This window comes from Streptomyces sp. NPDC048825, from assembly GCF_043198355.1.
Taxonomy (GTDB): domain Bacteria; phylum Actinomycetota; class Actinomycetes; order Streptomycetales; family Streptomycetaceae; genus Streptomyces; species Streptomyces xiangluensis.
Genome location: NZ_JBICUR010000010.1, coordinates 206,120 through 221,661 on the forward strand (window position 1 = coordinate 206,120; position 15,542 = coordinate 221,661).

At 68.7% G+C, this 15,542-nt stretch carries 17 protein-coding genes and 1 pseudogene; 6 read left to right on the forward strand and 12 right to left on the reverse strand.

What is annotated here, in order from left to right:
- Positions 1–25: 25 nt before the first annotated feature.
- From ACGFNK_RS24435 to ACGFNK_RS24445, 3 genes are read right to left on the reverse strand one after another with little or no spacing between them, the layout of a single operon-like run.
- Positions 26–853 (reverse strand): SDR family oxidoreductase, encoded by an 828-nt coding sequence (locus tag ACGFNK_RS24435; RefSeq protein ID WP_393419159.1) that lies wholly within the window; start codon positions 851–853, stop codon positions 26–28.
- A 54-nt stretch (positions 854–907) separates the two neighbouring features.
- The gene (locus tag ACGFNK_RS24440) at positions 908–1,105 is read right to left on the reverse strand and encodes a ferredoxin (protein WP_393419161.1); all 198 of its coding nucleotides are present in this window, start codon (positions 1,103–1,105) and stop codon (positions 908–910) included.
- A 37-nt stretch (positions 1,106–1,142) separates the two neighbouring features.
- The gene (locus ACGFNK_RS24445; protein ID WP_393419163.1) at positions 1,143–2,384 is read right to left on the reverse strand and encodes a cytochrome P450; all 1,242 of its coding nucleotides are present in this window, start codon (positions 2,382–2,384) and stop codon (positions 1,143–1,145) included.
- Between the two features lie 430 nt (positions 2,385–2,814).
- Here ACGFNK_RS24445 and ACGFNK_RS24450 point away from each other — a divergent pair, with 430 nt between their 5' ends.
- On the forward strand, positions 2,815–3,687 hold the full coding sequence (locus ACGFNK_RS24450) for a universal stress protein (protein ID WP_393419165.1): 873 nt from the start codon (positions 2,815–2,817) through the stop codon (positions 3,685–3,687).
- 78 nt (positions 3,688–3,765) lie between these two features.
- Here the strand turns inward: ACGFNK_RS24450 and ACGFNK_RS24455 are convergent, their stop codons facing one another.
- The 4 genes and pseudogenes from ACGFNK_RS24455 to ACGFNK_RS24470 form a co-directional block, all read right to left on the reverse strand.
- Positions 3,766–4,125 (reverse strand): nuclear transport factor 2 family protein, encoded by a 360-nt coding sequence (locus ACGFNK_RS24455; protein WP_393419167.1) that lies wholly within the window; start codon positions 4,123–4,125, stop codon positions 3,766–3,768.
- On the reverse strand, positions 4,118–5,107 hold the full coding sequence (locus ACGFNK_RS24460) for a hypothetical protein (protein WP_393419169.1): 990 nt from the start codon (positions 5,105–5,107) through the stop codon (positions 4,118–4,120). The genes ACGFNK_RS24455 and ACGFNK_RS24460 overlap by 8 nt, the downstream gene beginning before the upstream one ends.
- Positions 5,108–5,255: 148 nt before the next feature.
- Positions 5,256–5,699, reverse strand: a pseudogene (locus ACGFNK_RS24465) (pyridoxamine 5'-phosphate oxidase family protein).
- 32 nt (positions 5,700–5,731) lie between these two features.
- Positions 5,732–6,190, reverse strand: coding sequence for a cyclic nucleotide-binding domain-containing protein (locus tag ACGFNK_RS24470; RefSeq protein WP_393419171.1), 459 nt, complete (start codon positions 6,188–6,190; stop codon positions 5,732–5,734).
- A 243-nt stretch (positions 6,191–6,433) separates the two neighbouring features.
- Between ACGFNK_RS24470 and ACGFNK_RS24475 the strand changes: the two genes are divergently transcribed.
- The 5 genes from ACGFNK_RS24475 to ACGFNK_RS24495 all read left to right on the forward strand — a co-directional run bounded on the left by ACGFNK_RS24475 (position 6,434) and on the right by ACGFNK_RS24495 (position 10,291).
- Complete coding sequence (locus ACGFNK_RS24475) at positions 6,434–7,021, forward strand: hypothetical protein (RefSeq protein WP_393419173.1); 588 nt, start codon at positions 6,434–6,436, stop codon at positions 7,019–7,021.
- Positions 7,022–7,145: 124 nt separating this feature from the next.
- On the forward strand, positions 7,146–7,316 hold the full coding sequence (gene rpmF / locus ACGFNK_RS24480; RefSeq protein ID WP_165338983.1) for a 50S ribosomal protein L32: 171 nt from the start codon (positions 7,146–7,148) through the stop codon (positions 7,314–7,316).
- A gap of 5 nt (positions 7,317–7,321) precedes the next feature.
- Positions 7,322–8,494, forward strand: coding sequence for a GTP-binding protein (locus tag ACGFNK_RS24485; RefSeq protein ID WP_393419175.1), 1,173 nt, complete (start codon positions 7,322–7,324; stop codon positions 8,492–8,494).
- A 131-nt stretch (positions 8,495–8,625) separates the two neighbouring features.
- Entirely contained in the window at positions 8,626–8,985 is a 360-nt protein-coding gene (locus ACGFNK_RS24490; RefSeq protein ID WP_386343236.1) for a DUF779 domain-containing protein, read from the forward strand.
- An 82-nt stretch (positions 8,986–9,067) separates the two neighbouring features.
- Positions 9,068–10,291: a phosphodiester glycosidase family protein gene (locus tag ACGFNK_RS24495; RefSeq protein ID WP_393419178.1), complete on the forward strand. Its 1,224-nt coding sequence runs from the start codon at positions 9,068–9,070 to the stop codon at positions 10,289–10,291.
- Positions 10,292–10,331: 40 nt separating this feature from the next.
- Here the strand turns inward: ACGFNK_RS24495 and ACGFNK_RS24500 are convergent, their stop codons facing one another.
- From ACGFNK_RS24500 to ACGFNK_RS24520, 5 genes are all read right to left on the reverse strand, one after another.
- Complete coding sequence (locus ACGFNK_RS24500) at positions 10,332–10,526, reverse strand: hypothetical protein (RefSeq protein ID WP_386343238.1); 195 nt, start codon at positions 10,524–10,526, stop codon at positions 10,332–10,334.
- A 123-nt stretch (positions 10,527–10,649) separates the two neighbouring features.
- Positions 10,650–11,510, reverse strand: a complete 861-nt coding sequence (locus tag ACGFNK_RS24505) for a phosphatidylinositol-specific phospholipase C/glycerophosphodiester phosphodiesterase family protein (protein ID WP_393419180.1) — start codon at positions 11,508–11,510, stop codon at positions 10,650–10,652.
- 325 nt (positions 11,511–11,835) lie between these two features.
- On the reverse strand, positions 11,836–12,756 hold the full coding sequence (locus tag ACGFNK_RS24510; RefSeq protein ID WP_386343240.1) for a carbohydrate ABC transporter permease: 921 nt from the start codon (positions 12,754–12,756) through the stop codon (positions 11,836–11,838).
- A complete protein-coding gene (locus ACGFNK_RS24515) occupies positions 12,753–14,132 on the reverse strand; it encodes a carbohydrate ABC transporter permease (RefSeq protein WP_393419182.1) in 1,380 nt (459 codons plus the stop codon). Before ACGFNK_RS24515 ends, ACGFNK_RS24510 begins: the two co-directional genes overlap by 4 nt.
- A gap of 10 nt (positions 14,133–14,142) precedes the next feature.
- Positions 14,143–15,498, reverse strand: coding sequence for an ABC transporter substrate-binding protein (locus ACGFNK_RS24520; RefSeq protein ID WP_393419184.1), 1,356 nt, complete (start codon positions 15,496–15,498; stop codon positions 14,143–14,145).
- Between the last annotated feature and the right edge of the window lie 44 nt (positions 15,499–15,542).

Sequence of the window (15,542 nt, forward strand, 5' to 3'; positions counted from 1 at the left end):
CGTGCCGTTGGCCGGTCTTTGGCCGTCAGTCCGCCGGCCTGTGCCGGCGGATCCAGGCGGCCTGACCGCCGTCGACGAGCAGGTCGGTGCCGGTGATGTAGCGCGATTCCGGGCCGGCGAGGAATGCCGCGGCGTCGGCGATCTCCCCGGTCGTTCCCATCCGGCCCGCGCCGCACGCGTCCAGCATCCGCAGCATGTGCGCGCCGGTGTCCGACTCCGCCTCCGCCCGCGACATCGCGGTGGAGATCACGCCCGGGCTGAGGGTGTTGATCCGGGCACCGCGCCGGTTCCAGGCGAGCGCGGCGGCCTCGGCCCGTACGTGGTTGGCGCGCTTGGAGAGGATGTAGGCGCCGATCGCGTTGTCCCCGACGGCGGCGACGGCGTCGAGCCCCATCAGTTCCTCCGCGGGAGCCGTCGCAAGGACGGCTTCCTCCTCCCGGCTCAGGGACGCCATATGACCGGCCATGCTGGAGACGCACACCAGGGACGTGCCCCGGGCGGCCACCTTCTCGAAGGCGTCGATCACGTGCACGGTGCCGACCATGTCGACCTCGAAGATCTTCTGCGCCGACGCGGTCGCGGCGGACACCCCCGCGGTGTGCACCACGGCGGCCAACCGGCCCTCGCCCGACGCCGTTTCCGCGAGCTTCTCGACCGATTTCCGGTCGGACACATCGGTGACCACGCCCTGAGCGGCATAGCCCTCGGAGCACAAGGCATCGACGAGCCGGCCGAGCCCCGCGAGCGAGGCATCGGCGACGAGCACGGTACGCCCGCTGCCCAGCCGCCGCGCGACCGCCGAGCCCATGCCTCCGGCCCCCGTGACCACGAGAACCTCAGGACGGTCCGCCATCGACAACCTCCTTGATTTCAGGGGTCGTTACCAGTCTCGCGGAGAGGAGCGGCCTCACTCCTCCACCAGCCGGATGGCCGCGGCCGGGCAGATCGCCACGGCTTCGCGCACCTCGTCCAGGAGGTCGTCGTCAGGTGTCTCGGCCAGCAGGATGGCGACGCCGTCCTCGTCCCGCTGGTCGAAGACGTCCGGGGAGGCCATGACGCACTGCCCCGATGCCACGCATTTCGGCTCGTCCAGTTCCACACGCATGGTTGCTTCCTTCTGCGATACGGCGGTACGGGGTGGGTCACCAGGTGACGGGCAGGGAATGGACGCCATAGGTGGTGCCCGTGTGGTCGAACTCCAACTGGTCGATGGTCGTGGCGAGTCGCAGGGTGGGGATGCGGCGGTAGAGGGTGCCGTAGACGACCTGGAGCTCCAGTCGGGCGAGGTTCTGGCCCAGGCACTGGTGGGGGCCGTAGCCGAATCCCTGGTGCTGACGGGCGGGTCGGCTCAGATCCAGTCGCTCGCTCTCGGGGAACGCTTCCGGGTCCCAGTTCGCGGCGTGCAGATCGAAGATGATGCCGTCCCCGGCACGGATCACCACACCACCGATCTCGATGTCCTCCTTGGCGACCCTGCGCACTCCGGTCTGGAGGATGGTCAGGTAGCGCAGCAGCTCCTCCACGGCGTTCGCGATCACCTTCCGGTCGTCGGTGTCGCGCAGCACGGTGAGCTGGTCGGGGTTCTGCAGCAGGGCGAGCGTACCGAGGCTGATCATCGTGGCGGTGGTCTCGTGCCCCGCGATGAGCATGGCCACGCCCATGTTGACGGCCTCCACATGGGCCATCTCGCCGGCCTTGGCCCGGCCGGCCATCTCGGACAGCACGTCGTCGCCCGGGTTGTCGAGCTTCTCCCTGAACAAGGTGTCCAGGTACTGGCCCAGTTCGCGGCTCGCCGCCATCGCCTCCTCCGCCGAGAGCGAAGTGTCCAGGACAAGGCCCGCGTTGCGCTGGAAGAACGCGTGGTCCTTGTACGGAACGCCGAGCAGTTCGGCGATGACCAGCGACGGCACCGGCAGGGCGAGCGCCGTGAGCAGGTCGACCGGCTTCGGCCCGGCCAGCATGTCGTCGATCATGCCGTCGACCATCTTCTGGATGGTGGGCCGCATGGCCTCGATCCGCTTGACGACGAACGGCCCGTTGACCGAGCGGCGCAGCCGTGTGTGCTCCGGCGCATCGGTGTTGGTGATCAACTTAGGGGTGTGGGGGGCGATCTGCGCCCGGTGCGCGTTGACGTGCGGAAAGCCGGGCTCACAGTCGTCGTTGCTGACGCGGGGGTCGGTCATCAGGGCTCGCTGGTCGGCATGCCGGGTCACCAGCCAGGGCGTGCCGCCGTTCCAGATCCGGACCTTGCTGATCCCCTTCTCCGCCCGCAAGGGCTCCACGGCGGGCGGCGGGGCGAGCGGGCACGCTGCGGCCCGGCGCATCGGATACTCGGGAAGCGGCGCGCTCGCGTGCGCGGGACAGCCGGTCACGGTGTCGGCCATGTCTCTCCTCGGTGGTGGGGGCTCCGAAGGGATCGGATCGGAGACCGGCGACGCGCTGGCCGAAGGCCTCGATGAGCACATGGAAGCGGACCGGACTGACGCCTTCCGGACAGTTACCTGACAGAACGCTGATGTGATCCAGATCACCCGCGAAGGCCGCAGCGTGGGCACCCGAGTCACAGCGGCACAGACATACCACCCGGAGTACGGGAAGTGAACAAACGGTCCGGATACGGCCGTACGCGGCTACTGAGAGATCTCCCAACCTCTGGCGCGGCACGCCGAATTGGCGCGCATCAGGGCGGGCGGGCCGGTCGGCCCTCGGCCGGGACCACTGGCCCATGGCCGACATGGTCGCGTCCGTACGAAGCTCATGAAAGGGCCGGGGACAGCACCCGCCGCCCGCCGCATCGGACCCCGGAGGTACCCCATGCTTCGCCCCATCGCCGTCGGCGTCGACGGTTCCCCCGAGAGTCTGGCCGCCGCCGACTGGGCGGCCCGCGAGGCACAGCGCCGTCGGCTGCCGCTGCGTCTGGTGCAGGCCTGGCTCTGGCAGCCGCAGGACGTGCCCATCGCCCAGGACCCGGAGGTCCGCAGGCACTGGGCCCTGCGGATACTGCGCGAGGCGGAGCAGAACCTCGCGGGACGGTATACGGATCTGCCGATCAGTACCGAGCAGATCGCCGGTACGGCCGCCGAGGTGCTTCTCACGCAGGCGGAGCGGGCCGACATGCTGGTGCTGGGTTCCAGCGGACACGGCACCATCGCGGGCTTCCTGCTCGGCTCCGTCGGCCAGCAGGTGCTCGCCCACGCGGCGGGCCCGGTCGTGATGGTGCGGGCGGACAAGCACGCCGCCGCCGAGGCCCCCGGTGACGAAGTTGTGGTCGCAATCCAGGAGTTGGGCGATCCGGCCGATGAGCCGCTGCAGTTCGCCTTCGAGGCGGCTGCCGCCCGAGGGGCGACCCTGCGCGCCGTACACGCCTGGAATCTGCCCGCCCTGTACGGATACGGCGCGGCCGCCGGTCAACTGGCGAGCCAGGCGGGCGGTCTGGCGGCACTGAAGGAAGAGGCGCTGTCGGCGGCCCTCGCACCGTGGCAGGAGAAGTACCCCCAGGTGCAGGTCACCCAGACCGTCGACCTGTCCTTCGCCTCCGGAGCGGTGCTCCAGGCCGCCGAGCGCGCCGCCCTTGTGGTGGTGGGCCGCACGAAGCACCGGCCCCCGCTCGGAATGCATGTGGGCCCGGTCGCCCACGCGATCCTGCACCACGCCAAGGCCCCCGTCGCCGTCGTCCCCCACGACTGACGCGCGCTCAAGAAGGAGCGCGGAGAAGCCACCATGAAGGCGGCGATCTGACGGGGCAGGTCAGGGGGTGGCACCCCGTCAGATCGCCGGCCGGTAGAAGAACGTGCGCCGCGACACGATCAGTCCGCCGTCGGTCTCGATCTCGAACCAGTCGCAGAACAGCTCGCTCAGCGGCTCGCCCGTGCGTGAGACACCTGTGAACTCACCCCAGCAGCAGACCTCGTACGTCCCCGAGACACAGCCGTACAGGCGGTGCGCGCCGCCCGCCACGATGCGCACCTCTCGGTAGAAGTGGTCGATGGCCGCCCGCCCGTGCAGCGGCGCGTATCCGGGGCGCTCGTAGCGCGCGGTCTCCGTGAACAGGCCGGGCAGCGCCGCCCAGTCCTGTGCGTCGATGACCAGGAGCAGTCGCTCGATGACGAGCCGCTGGTCAGGCATTGCCGCCGTTCCGGTCGCGGAGGTGGTGCAGCGTCAGTCGCACACTGTGCCGGTTGCACTGCTCGAACAGGTCGAGCAGACGGTCCGTCAGATCGCCCTGCGGATTCCTGATGATGAAGATTCCGGTCAACTGGAGATGGGCGGCCTCGAGCTGGCCATTGCGCTGAACGTGTTCATTGATCTGCCAGATGATCGATCCGCCTGTCACCCCGTTTGCGGCCTTCCGTTTGAGGACGACGAACGAAATCGGATACTTGGCCGGCACCGCGTCCACATCCACGATGTTTCCCGCCGCTTCGCTCCGTCGCTCGATCGAGCGACGGTAGTGACGGAGGTAGCTCTTCTCCACCCAGTCGGAAAGCAAACTCGAAGGACTGTCGAGCGACTGAAGGTTCTCCAGCTGTATCAGCCGGTGGTACTTCACCCGCCGGTCCAGGCACCGCTCAATACGATTCAGATACTCGTCCTGAAGCCGCTCGATCTCCGGATCCGGATCCTGGTGGAAGATCTCGACGAAGGAGTTCACGGCGTAGATCTCATCGCCGTCCCGCGCACTGTCGATGACCTTCCCGGCCTCCTCGTAGAGGCGCGCGGCCTGCGTGTAATGATCCTGTACCGGGCCATGGCGAGCCGGGTAGTACTTCGTGAACGAGCCGACACGCTCCCGGAACTCGTCGAAGGACCGGTGTGTCTCCCTGCTCAGTTTCGCGACCTTCGCCCGGGTGAGCCTGGCCTCCCTGGCCCCGTCAAGGGCGCTGGACACCACGCCGTACACCAGAAAGGCGAGCATGATCAGAATTCCGCTCAGGAGACCAGTCTGCGTCGAACTGATGCGCTTTCCGAACCAGTCCTGAACGAGACTGATCACTCCCGCAAAAGGAATGGCAGCGAAGAAGCCGGCGAGCCATCGACTGATGCCGTACCACGGCCGCCTCTCCTCTTCCTCGTCGTCTCCCCCGTCACTATTGCGCGGCTCTGCCATATGTTGCCTCCCCCGAGCGCCACACACACCGGGTAATCAGATTACCCAGGCAACTCTCCTTGACACGCGCGCATTTGGAGCCCACAGAGGTGTTTTGACGGACCGTCCGCCCCGGTGCGCGAAATGAGCGCACGCCTGCGACCGGCGCTCAGGAGGAGAGGTCGACGCCGTACATGGTGCGCCCGCCGACGAGCTCGCGCCCGGCGACCAGATCAGCCTCGATGCGGACGAAGACCTCGCGTGGCGAGGCGGCCCCCAGGAGCGCAGGCCGGCCCATGACAGCCGCTCCTACTCGGCAGGGCCGGTCACCACCGCGGCCCGGCCGGTGACGACGACGCTCCATCCGGAGTGCGTGGCGGCATCGACCTCATCCGCCTCGAAGGCGACGACGAAGCCGTCGACCGCGCGGACGAGCTCCGAGCCCGCGGCCGTAAGCGGCAGCACCGCGCCGTCCTCGTCCAGGCGGAAGTTGACCGGCAGGATGGCGGGCAGCGCCTTGACGCGTGTGGACGATCCGGCCCACGGGAGACTTCGCCGGCAGGCTCACACACTCCTGCCGGTCGAACTCGCGGAAACCGTCGTCCGGATACACAAGTCAGTCGTTCCGCGCGGCAGAACCCGCCGTCACCGCAGACCGCCGCTGCCGTAGGGGGCGTACAGATCCAGCAGCCGGGTCCTGGCCGCCTGCAGCCGGTGGGCGAGGACCCCGCCGACCCACTGCGCGACGGCCGCGCCCAGCGCGGGATCGGCCTGGCCCATCACACGAACCGTCTGCGCGTCGAACTCGTAGGCGCGCACCGGCGACGTGGCCTCCGCGCCCAGCTGCCACACGTACGGGGCGAACAGCCAGGACCAGCCGACGAGTTCGCCGTGCCCAAGTGTCTCGATGACGGGAGACCGGCGCCCGGGCACATGCATGTCCAGGGTGACCGTTCCACTACGGATGATCCAGAACCGGTCGGCCCGGTGACCCTCCTCGAAGAGGCGACTCCCCTGGGGGATGGACACCTCACGGGCCGCGCGCATCAGCCTGCCGCGGTGATCCACGGAAAGCGCGCTCGTCATGGTGCTGATAGCGGTCATGGCAACGGCCTGCCTTTCTACGCGACGCGAGCGAACGTTCTCTGGTGGGTGCCGCTCACCGGCCGGCGGAAGGTTCCATCCCTGCCCTTACGAGCCTGCCGCCCGCGAACGCCTCACACCCTGGGCCGAACGTCCCGTGTCACGGCCATATGGCCCAGGAGGCCGTTCGGGGACCCCTCCCCCCGGCCCCTCAATAGACTCGCCGCCTGCTCTCGGACGGGACGCGAAAGGGATGGGGACACCATGGCGAGGCTGACCACGGCAGGACGTACGGGACGACTGACGGGCAGTGCCCTGTTGGCGACGCTCACCCTGCTGACCGTGGCAGGCTGCGGCGGCTCCGGCGATGACTCCGGGGGTGCCACGGCAGGCGCGAGCACTACCGAGTCGGCGGACTCCCGTGCCGACAGCACCCCTGAGAGTCCGTCAGCCTCCGCCTCCAGCCCGTCCCCGTCCCCGTCCCCGAAGGTGACGGCGGCCGACGGAACCGACACCGGCGCCTGCGCCGACGGCAATTGCGAGATCGCGGTGTCCAAGCCGGTGACGATCCACTTCAAGATCCCCGCCGGTCCCGCCAAGCTGTCCGTGACCAAGGTCGGCAAGAACGAGGTCGGCTACAAGGTCACCCAGGGCACCAGCACCAACGGCAGCTCGGCCGGCGGCACGGCGAGCGGCGAGGGCAGCGGCTGCACCACGTTCTTCTACGCCAACGGAAGCGGCACCCAGTGCGGAGGGGCCGGGGAGCCGCCCGCCAAGGAGGCCGGCACGGTCGCGCTGCAACTGGTGCCAGGCCCCGACGGCACCGCGATCCTCCGCCTCGTATCGGCCTGACCCACCCGCCGGGGCGAACGGGGCCGACGGAAGCGATCTCGTCGCCATCGACGCGGCAGACTATTTCGTAATGGGATCCATTTTCATGTAGCGTCGAGGTCGCTCGCTCACCAAGGAGGACCCCATGGCCGTTCCCAAGCGGAAGATGTCCCGCAGCAACACCCGTCACCGCCGTGCCCAGTGGAAGGCCAGCACCCCGCAGCTCGTGCCGGTCACGATCGACGGGACCGTCCACCAGGTGCCGCAGCGGCTGGTGAAGGCGTACGAGCGCGGTCTGCTGCACCCCGAGGACTGAGCGCGATGGCGGACGACCGGCTGCCCGTGACCGTGCTGTCCGGATTTCTCGGCGCGGGTAAGACCACCCTGCTCAACCATGTCCTCGGCAACCGTGAGGGACTGCGCGTCGCGGTCATCGTCAACGACATGAGCGAGATCAACATCGACGCCGCCCTTGTACGCGGCGGCGAGGCCGCACTCTCGCGCACCGAGGAACGTCTGGTCGAGATGACCAACGGCTGCATCTGCTGCACGCTGCGCGACGATCTGCTGGAGGAGGTCGACCGGCTGGCCCGCGAAGGCCGCTTCGACTATCTCCTCATCGAGTCCAGCGGCATCTCCGAGCCGATGCCGGTCGCCGCCACCTTCGCCTTCGCCCGCGACGACGGAGCCGTACTCGGCGACCTCGCCCGGCTCGACACCATGGTCACGGTCGTCGACGCCGCGAACTTCCTGCCGGAGCTGACAGACGGCGACGAACTCGCCGAGCGGGGCCTCGACCAGTACGAGGACGACGAGCGCACCGTCAGCGACCTGCTGATGGACCAGATCGAGTTCGCCGACGTCATCGTGCTGAACAAGCTCGACCTGGTCGACGACGAGAGCGCGGCCCGGCTCCGGGCGACCCTCACCCGCCTCAACCCCGTGGCGAGGATCGTGCCCGTCGCCCACGGCCGGGTGAATGTCGGCGAGGTGCTCGGCACCGGGCTGTTCGACCTCGATCGCGCCCAGCAGGCGCCGGGCTGGGTCATGGAGCTCAACGGCGACCACGTCCCGGAGACCGAGGAGTACGGCATCTCCTCCACGGTCTTCCGCTCCCCAATGCCGTTCCACCCCGGGCGGTTGTGGACCTTCGTCACCGAAGAGCTCGACAGCGGGGCCTTCGGGCAGGTCCTGCGGTCCAAGGGCTTCTTCTGGCTGGCGAGCCGCCCGCAGGTGACGGGGCTGTGGTCGCAGGCCGGTTCCGTCGCCCGTTTCGAGCCCTCCGGTGCCCGTGGGGCGGACGGTCCCTCCGGCCAGGAGCTGGTGTTCATCGGCACCGGGCTGCGCGCCGAGGCGCTGCGGGCGGCGCTGGCCGGCTGCCTGATGAGGGACGGCGAGAGCACGCCGCTCATCGATCCGTTCCCCGCCTGGGACACGTACGGCATCGACGATGCCTGCGAGCACGAGCCCTCCGAACCAGTGGCAGGGGCCTGAAGACACCGGGTCGGGCGGTGGCCGGTCACAGCGCTGCCAGATCACTTCTCCGCGTGCAACCTTGTTGCAACGGGGCAGTTGGTTGGCTGAGTCACCGTCCAGCACCGGCAAGCGCTGAGGAGTGATGCCCGGTGAACTCACCCGCCCCGCGTGTGGAGCTGACGTCCGCCGCTGCCGAACTGCTGCGTCGCCTGCGCGCCGTTCACGGTCCGCTGATGTTTCATCAGTCCGGTGGCTGTTGCGACGGCAGTGCGCCCATGTGTTATCCGGAGGGCGAGTTCCGGACCGGTGACTCCGATGTGCTGCTGGCCTCGCTGACCGTCGAGGGCATGGACGAGCCGGTGTCGTTCTGGATGTCGAAGAGCCAGTACGAGGTGTGGAGTCACACCCGGCTCATCGTCGACGTGGTGGAGGGGCGGGGCAGTGGATTCTCGCTGGAGGCACCCGAAGGAGTGCGTTTTCTGATCCGTTCGCGTCTCGTCGGTACATAGCATCGGCGCGGCAACCATCCTGTGGTGAACTCCCCTGTGTTCTGGGCTCATTGAGGACACGGCGGAGACATCAGGGGGCGGTATGGGACGCGGACGGTTCAGAACCGTGCTGACGGTTCTCGCGGTATGGAGTGTGCTGGCCGGTGCAGCCCTGGTGGGGGCGGCACCGGCCGGCGGTGCGCAGGGCGCCGTCCAGATCACGCCGGGCGTGAAGTACACGCAGTTCGACATTCCGGCCGCCAAGGGTATGGTGCACGCGCATGTGATCGATGTCGATCTCCGCAATCCCCGGGTGGGTGTCGACCTCATGCACCCCGGCGCGGTGGCGGCCCGCGCCCCCGTCTCCCAACTGGCCGATGGGCGCGGCGCTGTCGCAGGCGTCAACGGCGACTTCTTCAACATCAGCGAGGTCCAGCATCCAGGGGTCGAGGCGACGGGCGCGTCCGTCGGTCCGGCGATCGCGAGCTGGCGCACTCTCAAGGCGGCGGTTCCGGACGGTCAGCGATTCGGTCCCGCCCTGCCGCCCGCTACGAGCACGAAGGACGTGCTGGGCGTGGGCACCGACCGCCGGGCCCGCCTCGACAGCCTGGCCCTCGACGGTTTTGTCCGTACGAGTGAGACACGGCTGCCGCTCGGCGGGCTCAACCAGTACGCGCTGCCGGTCGGTACCGTCGGCGCGTTCACCTCGGACTGGGGCTCCGTCTCCCGGGTGCGGGCCACCTGCGGCACGGACACCGACCGGGCCGCGCCCTGCAGTGCCGACACCTATGAGGTGACGGTCAAGGACGGCCGCGTCGTGTCCTGGTCCGACACACCCGGCAGCGGTCCCATCGCGTACGGCACCACCGTCCTGGTCGGCCGGGAGGCGGGCGCCCAGCAGTTGCGGAAGCTGTCGCTGGGCGAGCGGGTCAAGGTGCGGCACCGCCTGGTCGCGGCCGCGTCCAGGATTCCGTACCGGTTCGTGGTGGGCGGCTACCCGGTGCTGAGGGACGGTCAGCCGCTCGCCGGCCTCGACAACGCGACCTCGGCGGTACGCACCGCGGCGGGCATCTCGGACGGCGGCAAACGGCTGACGCTGCTCGCGCTGGACGGGGCGCCCGAGTTCCGTACCGGTCTCACGATCGCCGAAGTGGCCACCACGATGCGGCAGTTGGGCTCCGTCGACGCCTTCAGCCTCGACGGCGGCGGGTCCACGACGCTGGTCGCACGTGAGCCTGGTGCGGCTGCGGTGAGCGTACGCAACCATCCCAGCGCCGGAGCCGAACGCCCGGTGCCGAACGGGATCGGTGTGTTCTCCCGACCATAGGCGGCGTCGAGCCCTGCCAGGGCCTCAGGGCCTCAGGGCCTCAGGGCCTCAGGCTGCCCACGATGTCCGCTGTCGCCGAGATGCCCTCGTGGATGGTCGGCGCCATGCTCGTGCTCGCGAGATAGAAACCGAGCAGGATGCACACCAAGGCGTGCGGGATCTTCAGCGCCCCATTGCGCATGAAGATCACCGCCAGCACCACGAGCAGCAGCACCACAGAGATGGAAATGGCCATCGTCAACCTCCTCCGCCACGCCCACATCGCGGCTTTCGGCCGCAAGTGTGACGTAGCGGGGAGTTCGTCCGGGCGGCTGACGTGTCCGCCGATCGTGTGTTGACTGCTTGTGCAAGCGCTGGGCTACGCCCGCTGGTTGGCGTCCAGGAACTTCTCGAGCCCCGCGAGATCATCCGTGTTGATGTAGTCGACGTCGGCGGCGAGTAGTTCGCCCCAGAGTGCGTCACGGGCCGGGCCGGCCAGGTCGGGCGTGGCCCAGAAGCGGACCTTCTGACGGCGCGAGTGGGCCGCCGCGATGATGCTCCGCAGCTTCTGGCGCTCCGGTTCGGGGAACGGACCGATGCCCTGCCAGGTGAAGTTGAGCGTCCAGTTGTCGCTGATCAGCGGGATGAAGGAGGCGGGCGCCGGGCTGCCGAGGTCGGCGAGACGGCCGTCGTAGAAGGCGCGCCGTACGGTCTGGGCCTCCATGGGTGTACGGGCCGCGCGGTCGCCGGATATCACGGCGGTGACCGGGCCGGGGAAGACCCGTCCGTGCGCGTACGTCGTGAACAGGTGCTTGTAGCGGCGCAGATGGCGGTCGAGTTCGAGGTACGTCGAAGAGCCCTCGGTCTTGAGGTCGATCAGGAGCTGGATCGGCTTGCGGTAACCCCGGTACACCGAACCGTGGTTGGCCTTCACACGGCGGGCGAGCGGGCCGAGGTACAGGGACTCGAGGGTGCGGGCCGGGTCGAGGTCGACCGCGTCGTGGGCCACCAGGAGCTGGTCGCCGACGAGGAAGATGTCGGCCTCGAGGCTGCCGAATCGGTGGTCCAGAGCATCGAAGAGGGGCCTGGGGTGCAGGTAGTCGTTGTGCGCGTGGGCACGCCACAGCGGGCGCGGGCCGTGCTTCCGCTCGCTCGCCTGCGCGTACGCGGGCACGGCGACCGAGCCCGCGAGGGCGGCGGCGAAGGTGGTGAGTGCTCTGCGACGGGTGGTGAGGGCCATGCTCTGCCTCCCTGGGAGTGCCGTATGGGACCTCAGCGAGTATGAGGTCCCTCGGGTGCCAAGGAGCAGTGTCTTGTGGGGAGTTGGCTGGAGTGCCGCTGTGCGTTCACTTCGGCGGAGCATCGGGCGCGGCAACGCCCATCCCCACAAAAGAACGGAAAAGGCCCGCCTCCATAGGCGCTTCCCAAGGCGCTTCCCAGGGGGCGCCGCCGGTCACCTCACTTGGCGGTACGGCCCTCTGGGGCGGGGGCTGGAACGCCTCGCGTCTCCGGGCCCGGACCGGGCAGTTGTCCGGTCCGGGCCCGGAGACGCGAGCACGAGCGGCTTACTTCAGCGCTCCTGCCATGACGCCGCTGACGAACTGCCGCTGGAAGGCGAAGAAGACCACCAGCGGGATGATCATGGAGAGGAAGGCACCGGAGGACAGGACGTCGACATTGGTGCCGAAGGCGCGGGTCTGCTGCAGCAGGGCCACGGTGAGCGGAGCCGAATCCGCGTCGGCGAAGATGAGGGCGACGAGCATGTCGTTCCAGACCCACAGGAACTGGAAGATGCCGAGCGAAGCTATCGCCGGCCCTCCCAGCGGAACCACCACCCTGACGAAGAGCCACAACTCGCCCGCCCCGTCGAGACGGGCGGCCTCCAGCAGTTCGCGAGGGATGCCCGCGAAGAAGTTCCGGAGCAGGAAGATCGCGAACGGCAGACCGAAAGCAACGTGGAAGAGGACGACGCCGACGATGCTGCCGAAGATCCCGAGATCCCCGAACAGGCTGGTGATGGGCACCAGCGCAACCTGCAGGGGCACCACGAGCAGGCCGACGATGAGCAGAAACACCCAGTCCCGGCCTGGGAATTCGACCCAGGCGAAGACGTACCCGGCGAGTGAGCCGACAATCACCACCAGCAGCGTGGCAGGGACAGTGATCAGCAGACTGTTCAGGAACGAATGCGTGATCGCCGGGTCGTCCAGCAGGCTGGTGTAGTTGTGCAGGGTCAGCTGCGCGGGCTTGGTGAGCACGGTCCACCAGCCGGACGACCCGATGTCCAGTGGCCCGCGCAGCGAGGAGAGCAGCAGGCCGACGGTGGGCAGCAGCCAGAACACGGCCACCACCAGCAGGACCAGACGTGTGGATCCGCCGACGAGCCGACGCGCCGCGCGGGCGGCAACGCCCGGACCCGGGCGGCCGGAGGCAGTGGGGACGATGGTGTCGGTCTGGCCGGCCTGGGCGGTCTGAAGGGTTGTCATCGTGACCTCTCCTTTCGGAACCGCTTGATGTTGAGGAACATGGCCGGCGCCACTAGGGCGAGCAGGAGCACGGCGAGCGCGCTGCCGGTGCCCTGGTCGTTGCCGCCGCCGAAGGAGGCCAGGTAGAGCTGCAGGGCCAGTACGTTGGCGTCCTGTTGGCTGGCGCCGGGCGCGATGACAACCACCAGGTCGAAGATCTTCAGCACGTTGATCATCAGCGTGACCAGGACCACGCCCAGCACCGGGGCCAGGAGGGGCACCGTGATGCGGCGGAAGACCTGCCACTCCCTCGCGCCGTCGACACGTGCGGCCTCCAGCAACTCCCGGGGAATCCCGGCCAGCCCGGCGGCGATGAGGACCATCGCGAAGCCCGTCCACATCCAGACGTAGGCACCGATGATCGACCAGGTGACCAGGGTCGGGCCGAGCCAGTTGACACCCGCGTACTGCTCGGTGAAGTTCGTGGCGGGCAGGCGCAGTTGAACCGGTGAGGCGCCGAGCCGGTTCGCGGGCAGGGCGAAGGTGCCGTCCTTGGCGGCGGTCGCCGTGGCGATGACGCGCCCGTCACGCACAGCCTCGACCCGGACGCCGGACAGCGCCTTCTCTCCCTGGTCGATCTTCCCGGGGGTGCTGCCGCCCGGCTGGAAGTCCAGCCAGACCGTGCCGCACAACGCACCTTGCGGACAGGCACTCGGCGAAGCGGCCTGCGTCGCGCCGGTCAGCGTGCTGGGCTGCAAACCGACCAGTGGCAGTGTGGCCGGACCGCCATCGGCGCTGACGGGCCTGCTGGTGTAGGGGCCGCCGACCGGCCCGGCCAGGGTGCCGCTGCCGGGGCCCGCCACGCGGGGATGGGCCCCGGGATACGCCGATGCCTTGAAGAAGGTGTCGTGGACGCCGGTCACCACCGCGTTGGCCACGCCCTTGCCGGGGTCCTGGTCGTAGACCAGCCGGAAGATGATGCCGGCGGCCAGCATGGAGATGGCCATCGGCAGGAAGACGACCAGCTTGAATGCCGTGCCCCAGCGGATCCGATCGGTGAGCACGGCGAAGATCAGGCCCAGCCCGGTGGCCGCGACGGGTGCGACCACGACCCAGATCGCATTGTTCTTGATGGCGATGAGGGTCTGGTGGTCGGTGAAGACGTCGGTGTAGTTGGAGAGCCCGACGAAGTGCGTGAATCCGTCGGGGCCGAAGAGACTGCGTATCACCGACCACACGATCGGATACACCACGAGCGCACCGAGCAGGACCAGCGCGGGCAGCAGGAAGAAGACCGCGATCCAGCTACGGCCTCGGAGCGTCCTCCTCCTGCGGCGGGCGGGTGCCCCCGCCGCCGCTGGGGCGGCGGGGGACGGAGGGGAGAGGGTCTGTGACATGGCGACTGCCTCAGCCCGCCTTGGCGAACGACTTCGCGGCGTCCGCTTCGAGCTGTTTCTGCGCGCCCGCTACGTCGGATGGCTTGGCGAGGAAGTCCTGCAGGTCCTTCCACTCCCCCTGCCCCTTGGTTCCGCCGAACGCGGCCGGCGCCTGATCGGACATGTCGAACCGGATGTTGTCGCCGGCCTTGATCAGGTTCTTCGCGATGCCCCGCACGGTGTCGTCGCGGTAGTTGGAGAAGGCGACCGCCTTGTTCGGAGACAGGAAACCGCCCTGCTGTACGGCGATTTCCGCCGCCTCCGGGGAAACCAGGAAGCGCATCAGTGCCTGCGCGCCTTCGCCGTCCTTGAGCGCGACCGCGACGTCGCCGCTGCTCACCACTGGCGCCTTGCCGCCGTCCACGGACGGGAAAGGGAAGACCTTGGCGTCGGTGCCGACCTTGGCCGTGGTCTCCTGGGTGATGTTGGTCGCGATGAACTCGCCCTCGTAGACCAGCGCGGCCTTGGGCGGGTCGGAGAAGACCTGGCCGACCGAGGTGGGGAAGTCGGTCTGCAGCGTGCCGCGCGTGCCTCCGGCCATCAGATCGGGCCTGCCGAAGATCTGGCCCAGCGTGGTCAGCGCCTTGGTCACCGATGGATCTGTCCACTTGATCTGATGCTTCGTCAACTTGTCGTACATGGCCGGGCCGGCCTGGCTGAGGTAGATGTTCTCGAACCAGTCGGTCACGAGCCAGCCCTCGGCGCCGCCTATGGAGAACGGCGGGGTGCCGGAGTCGGAGAGTGTCTGACCGTCCTTGAGCAGTTGCTCCCAGGTGGTGGGGGTGGTGCTCAGTCCGGCCTGCTCCCAGATCGCCGTGTTGTACCAGAACAAGGACTTGTTGGTGACCTTGAAGAACACGCCGTACTGCTTGTTCTCGTACGTACTCAGGTCGCGCCAGGCCTTGCTGTAGTTCTGGTCCAGCTCCTTGGTCACGGCGGGCTGGAGCGGCTTGAGCCAGCCCTCCTTGGCGAACTGCTGCAGCACGCCGGGCTGGGGCAGCAGGGCCACGTCCGGCGGAGAGCCGCCCTGGATCTTGCTGCCGACGAAGGTCGACACGTTGTCGCCGGTGGGCACGAAGGTGGTGCTCGCCCCCGTCAACTCGTCGAAGCGGGCCAGTACCTTGAGGAAGTTCTTCTGCTCGGCGCCTGTCCAGACGCCGGCCACCTGCAGCTTCTGCCCGTCGAGCTTGGGCAGGTCCAGCGTGGAGGCGCCGCCCGCACCGGTGGTTGCGGGGGCGGTCGAGGCGTCCTTGTCCGAGGAGCCGCACCCGGCGGCCCCGATCATCAGGACGGCGACGGCCGTCAGTACTGCCGCTCTGCCATTCATTGGGTCACTCCTTTGTGAAAGAACGTACGGAACGTGTTGCGACG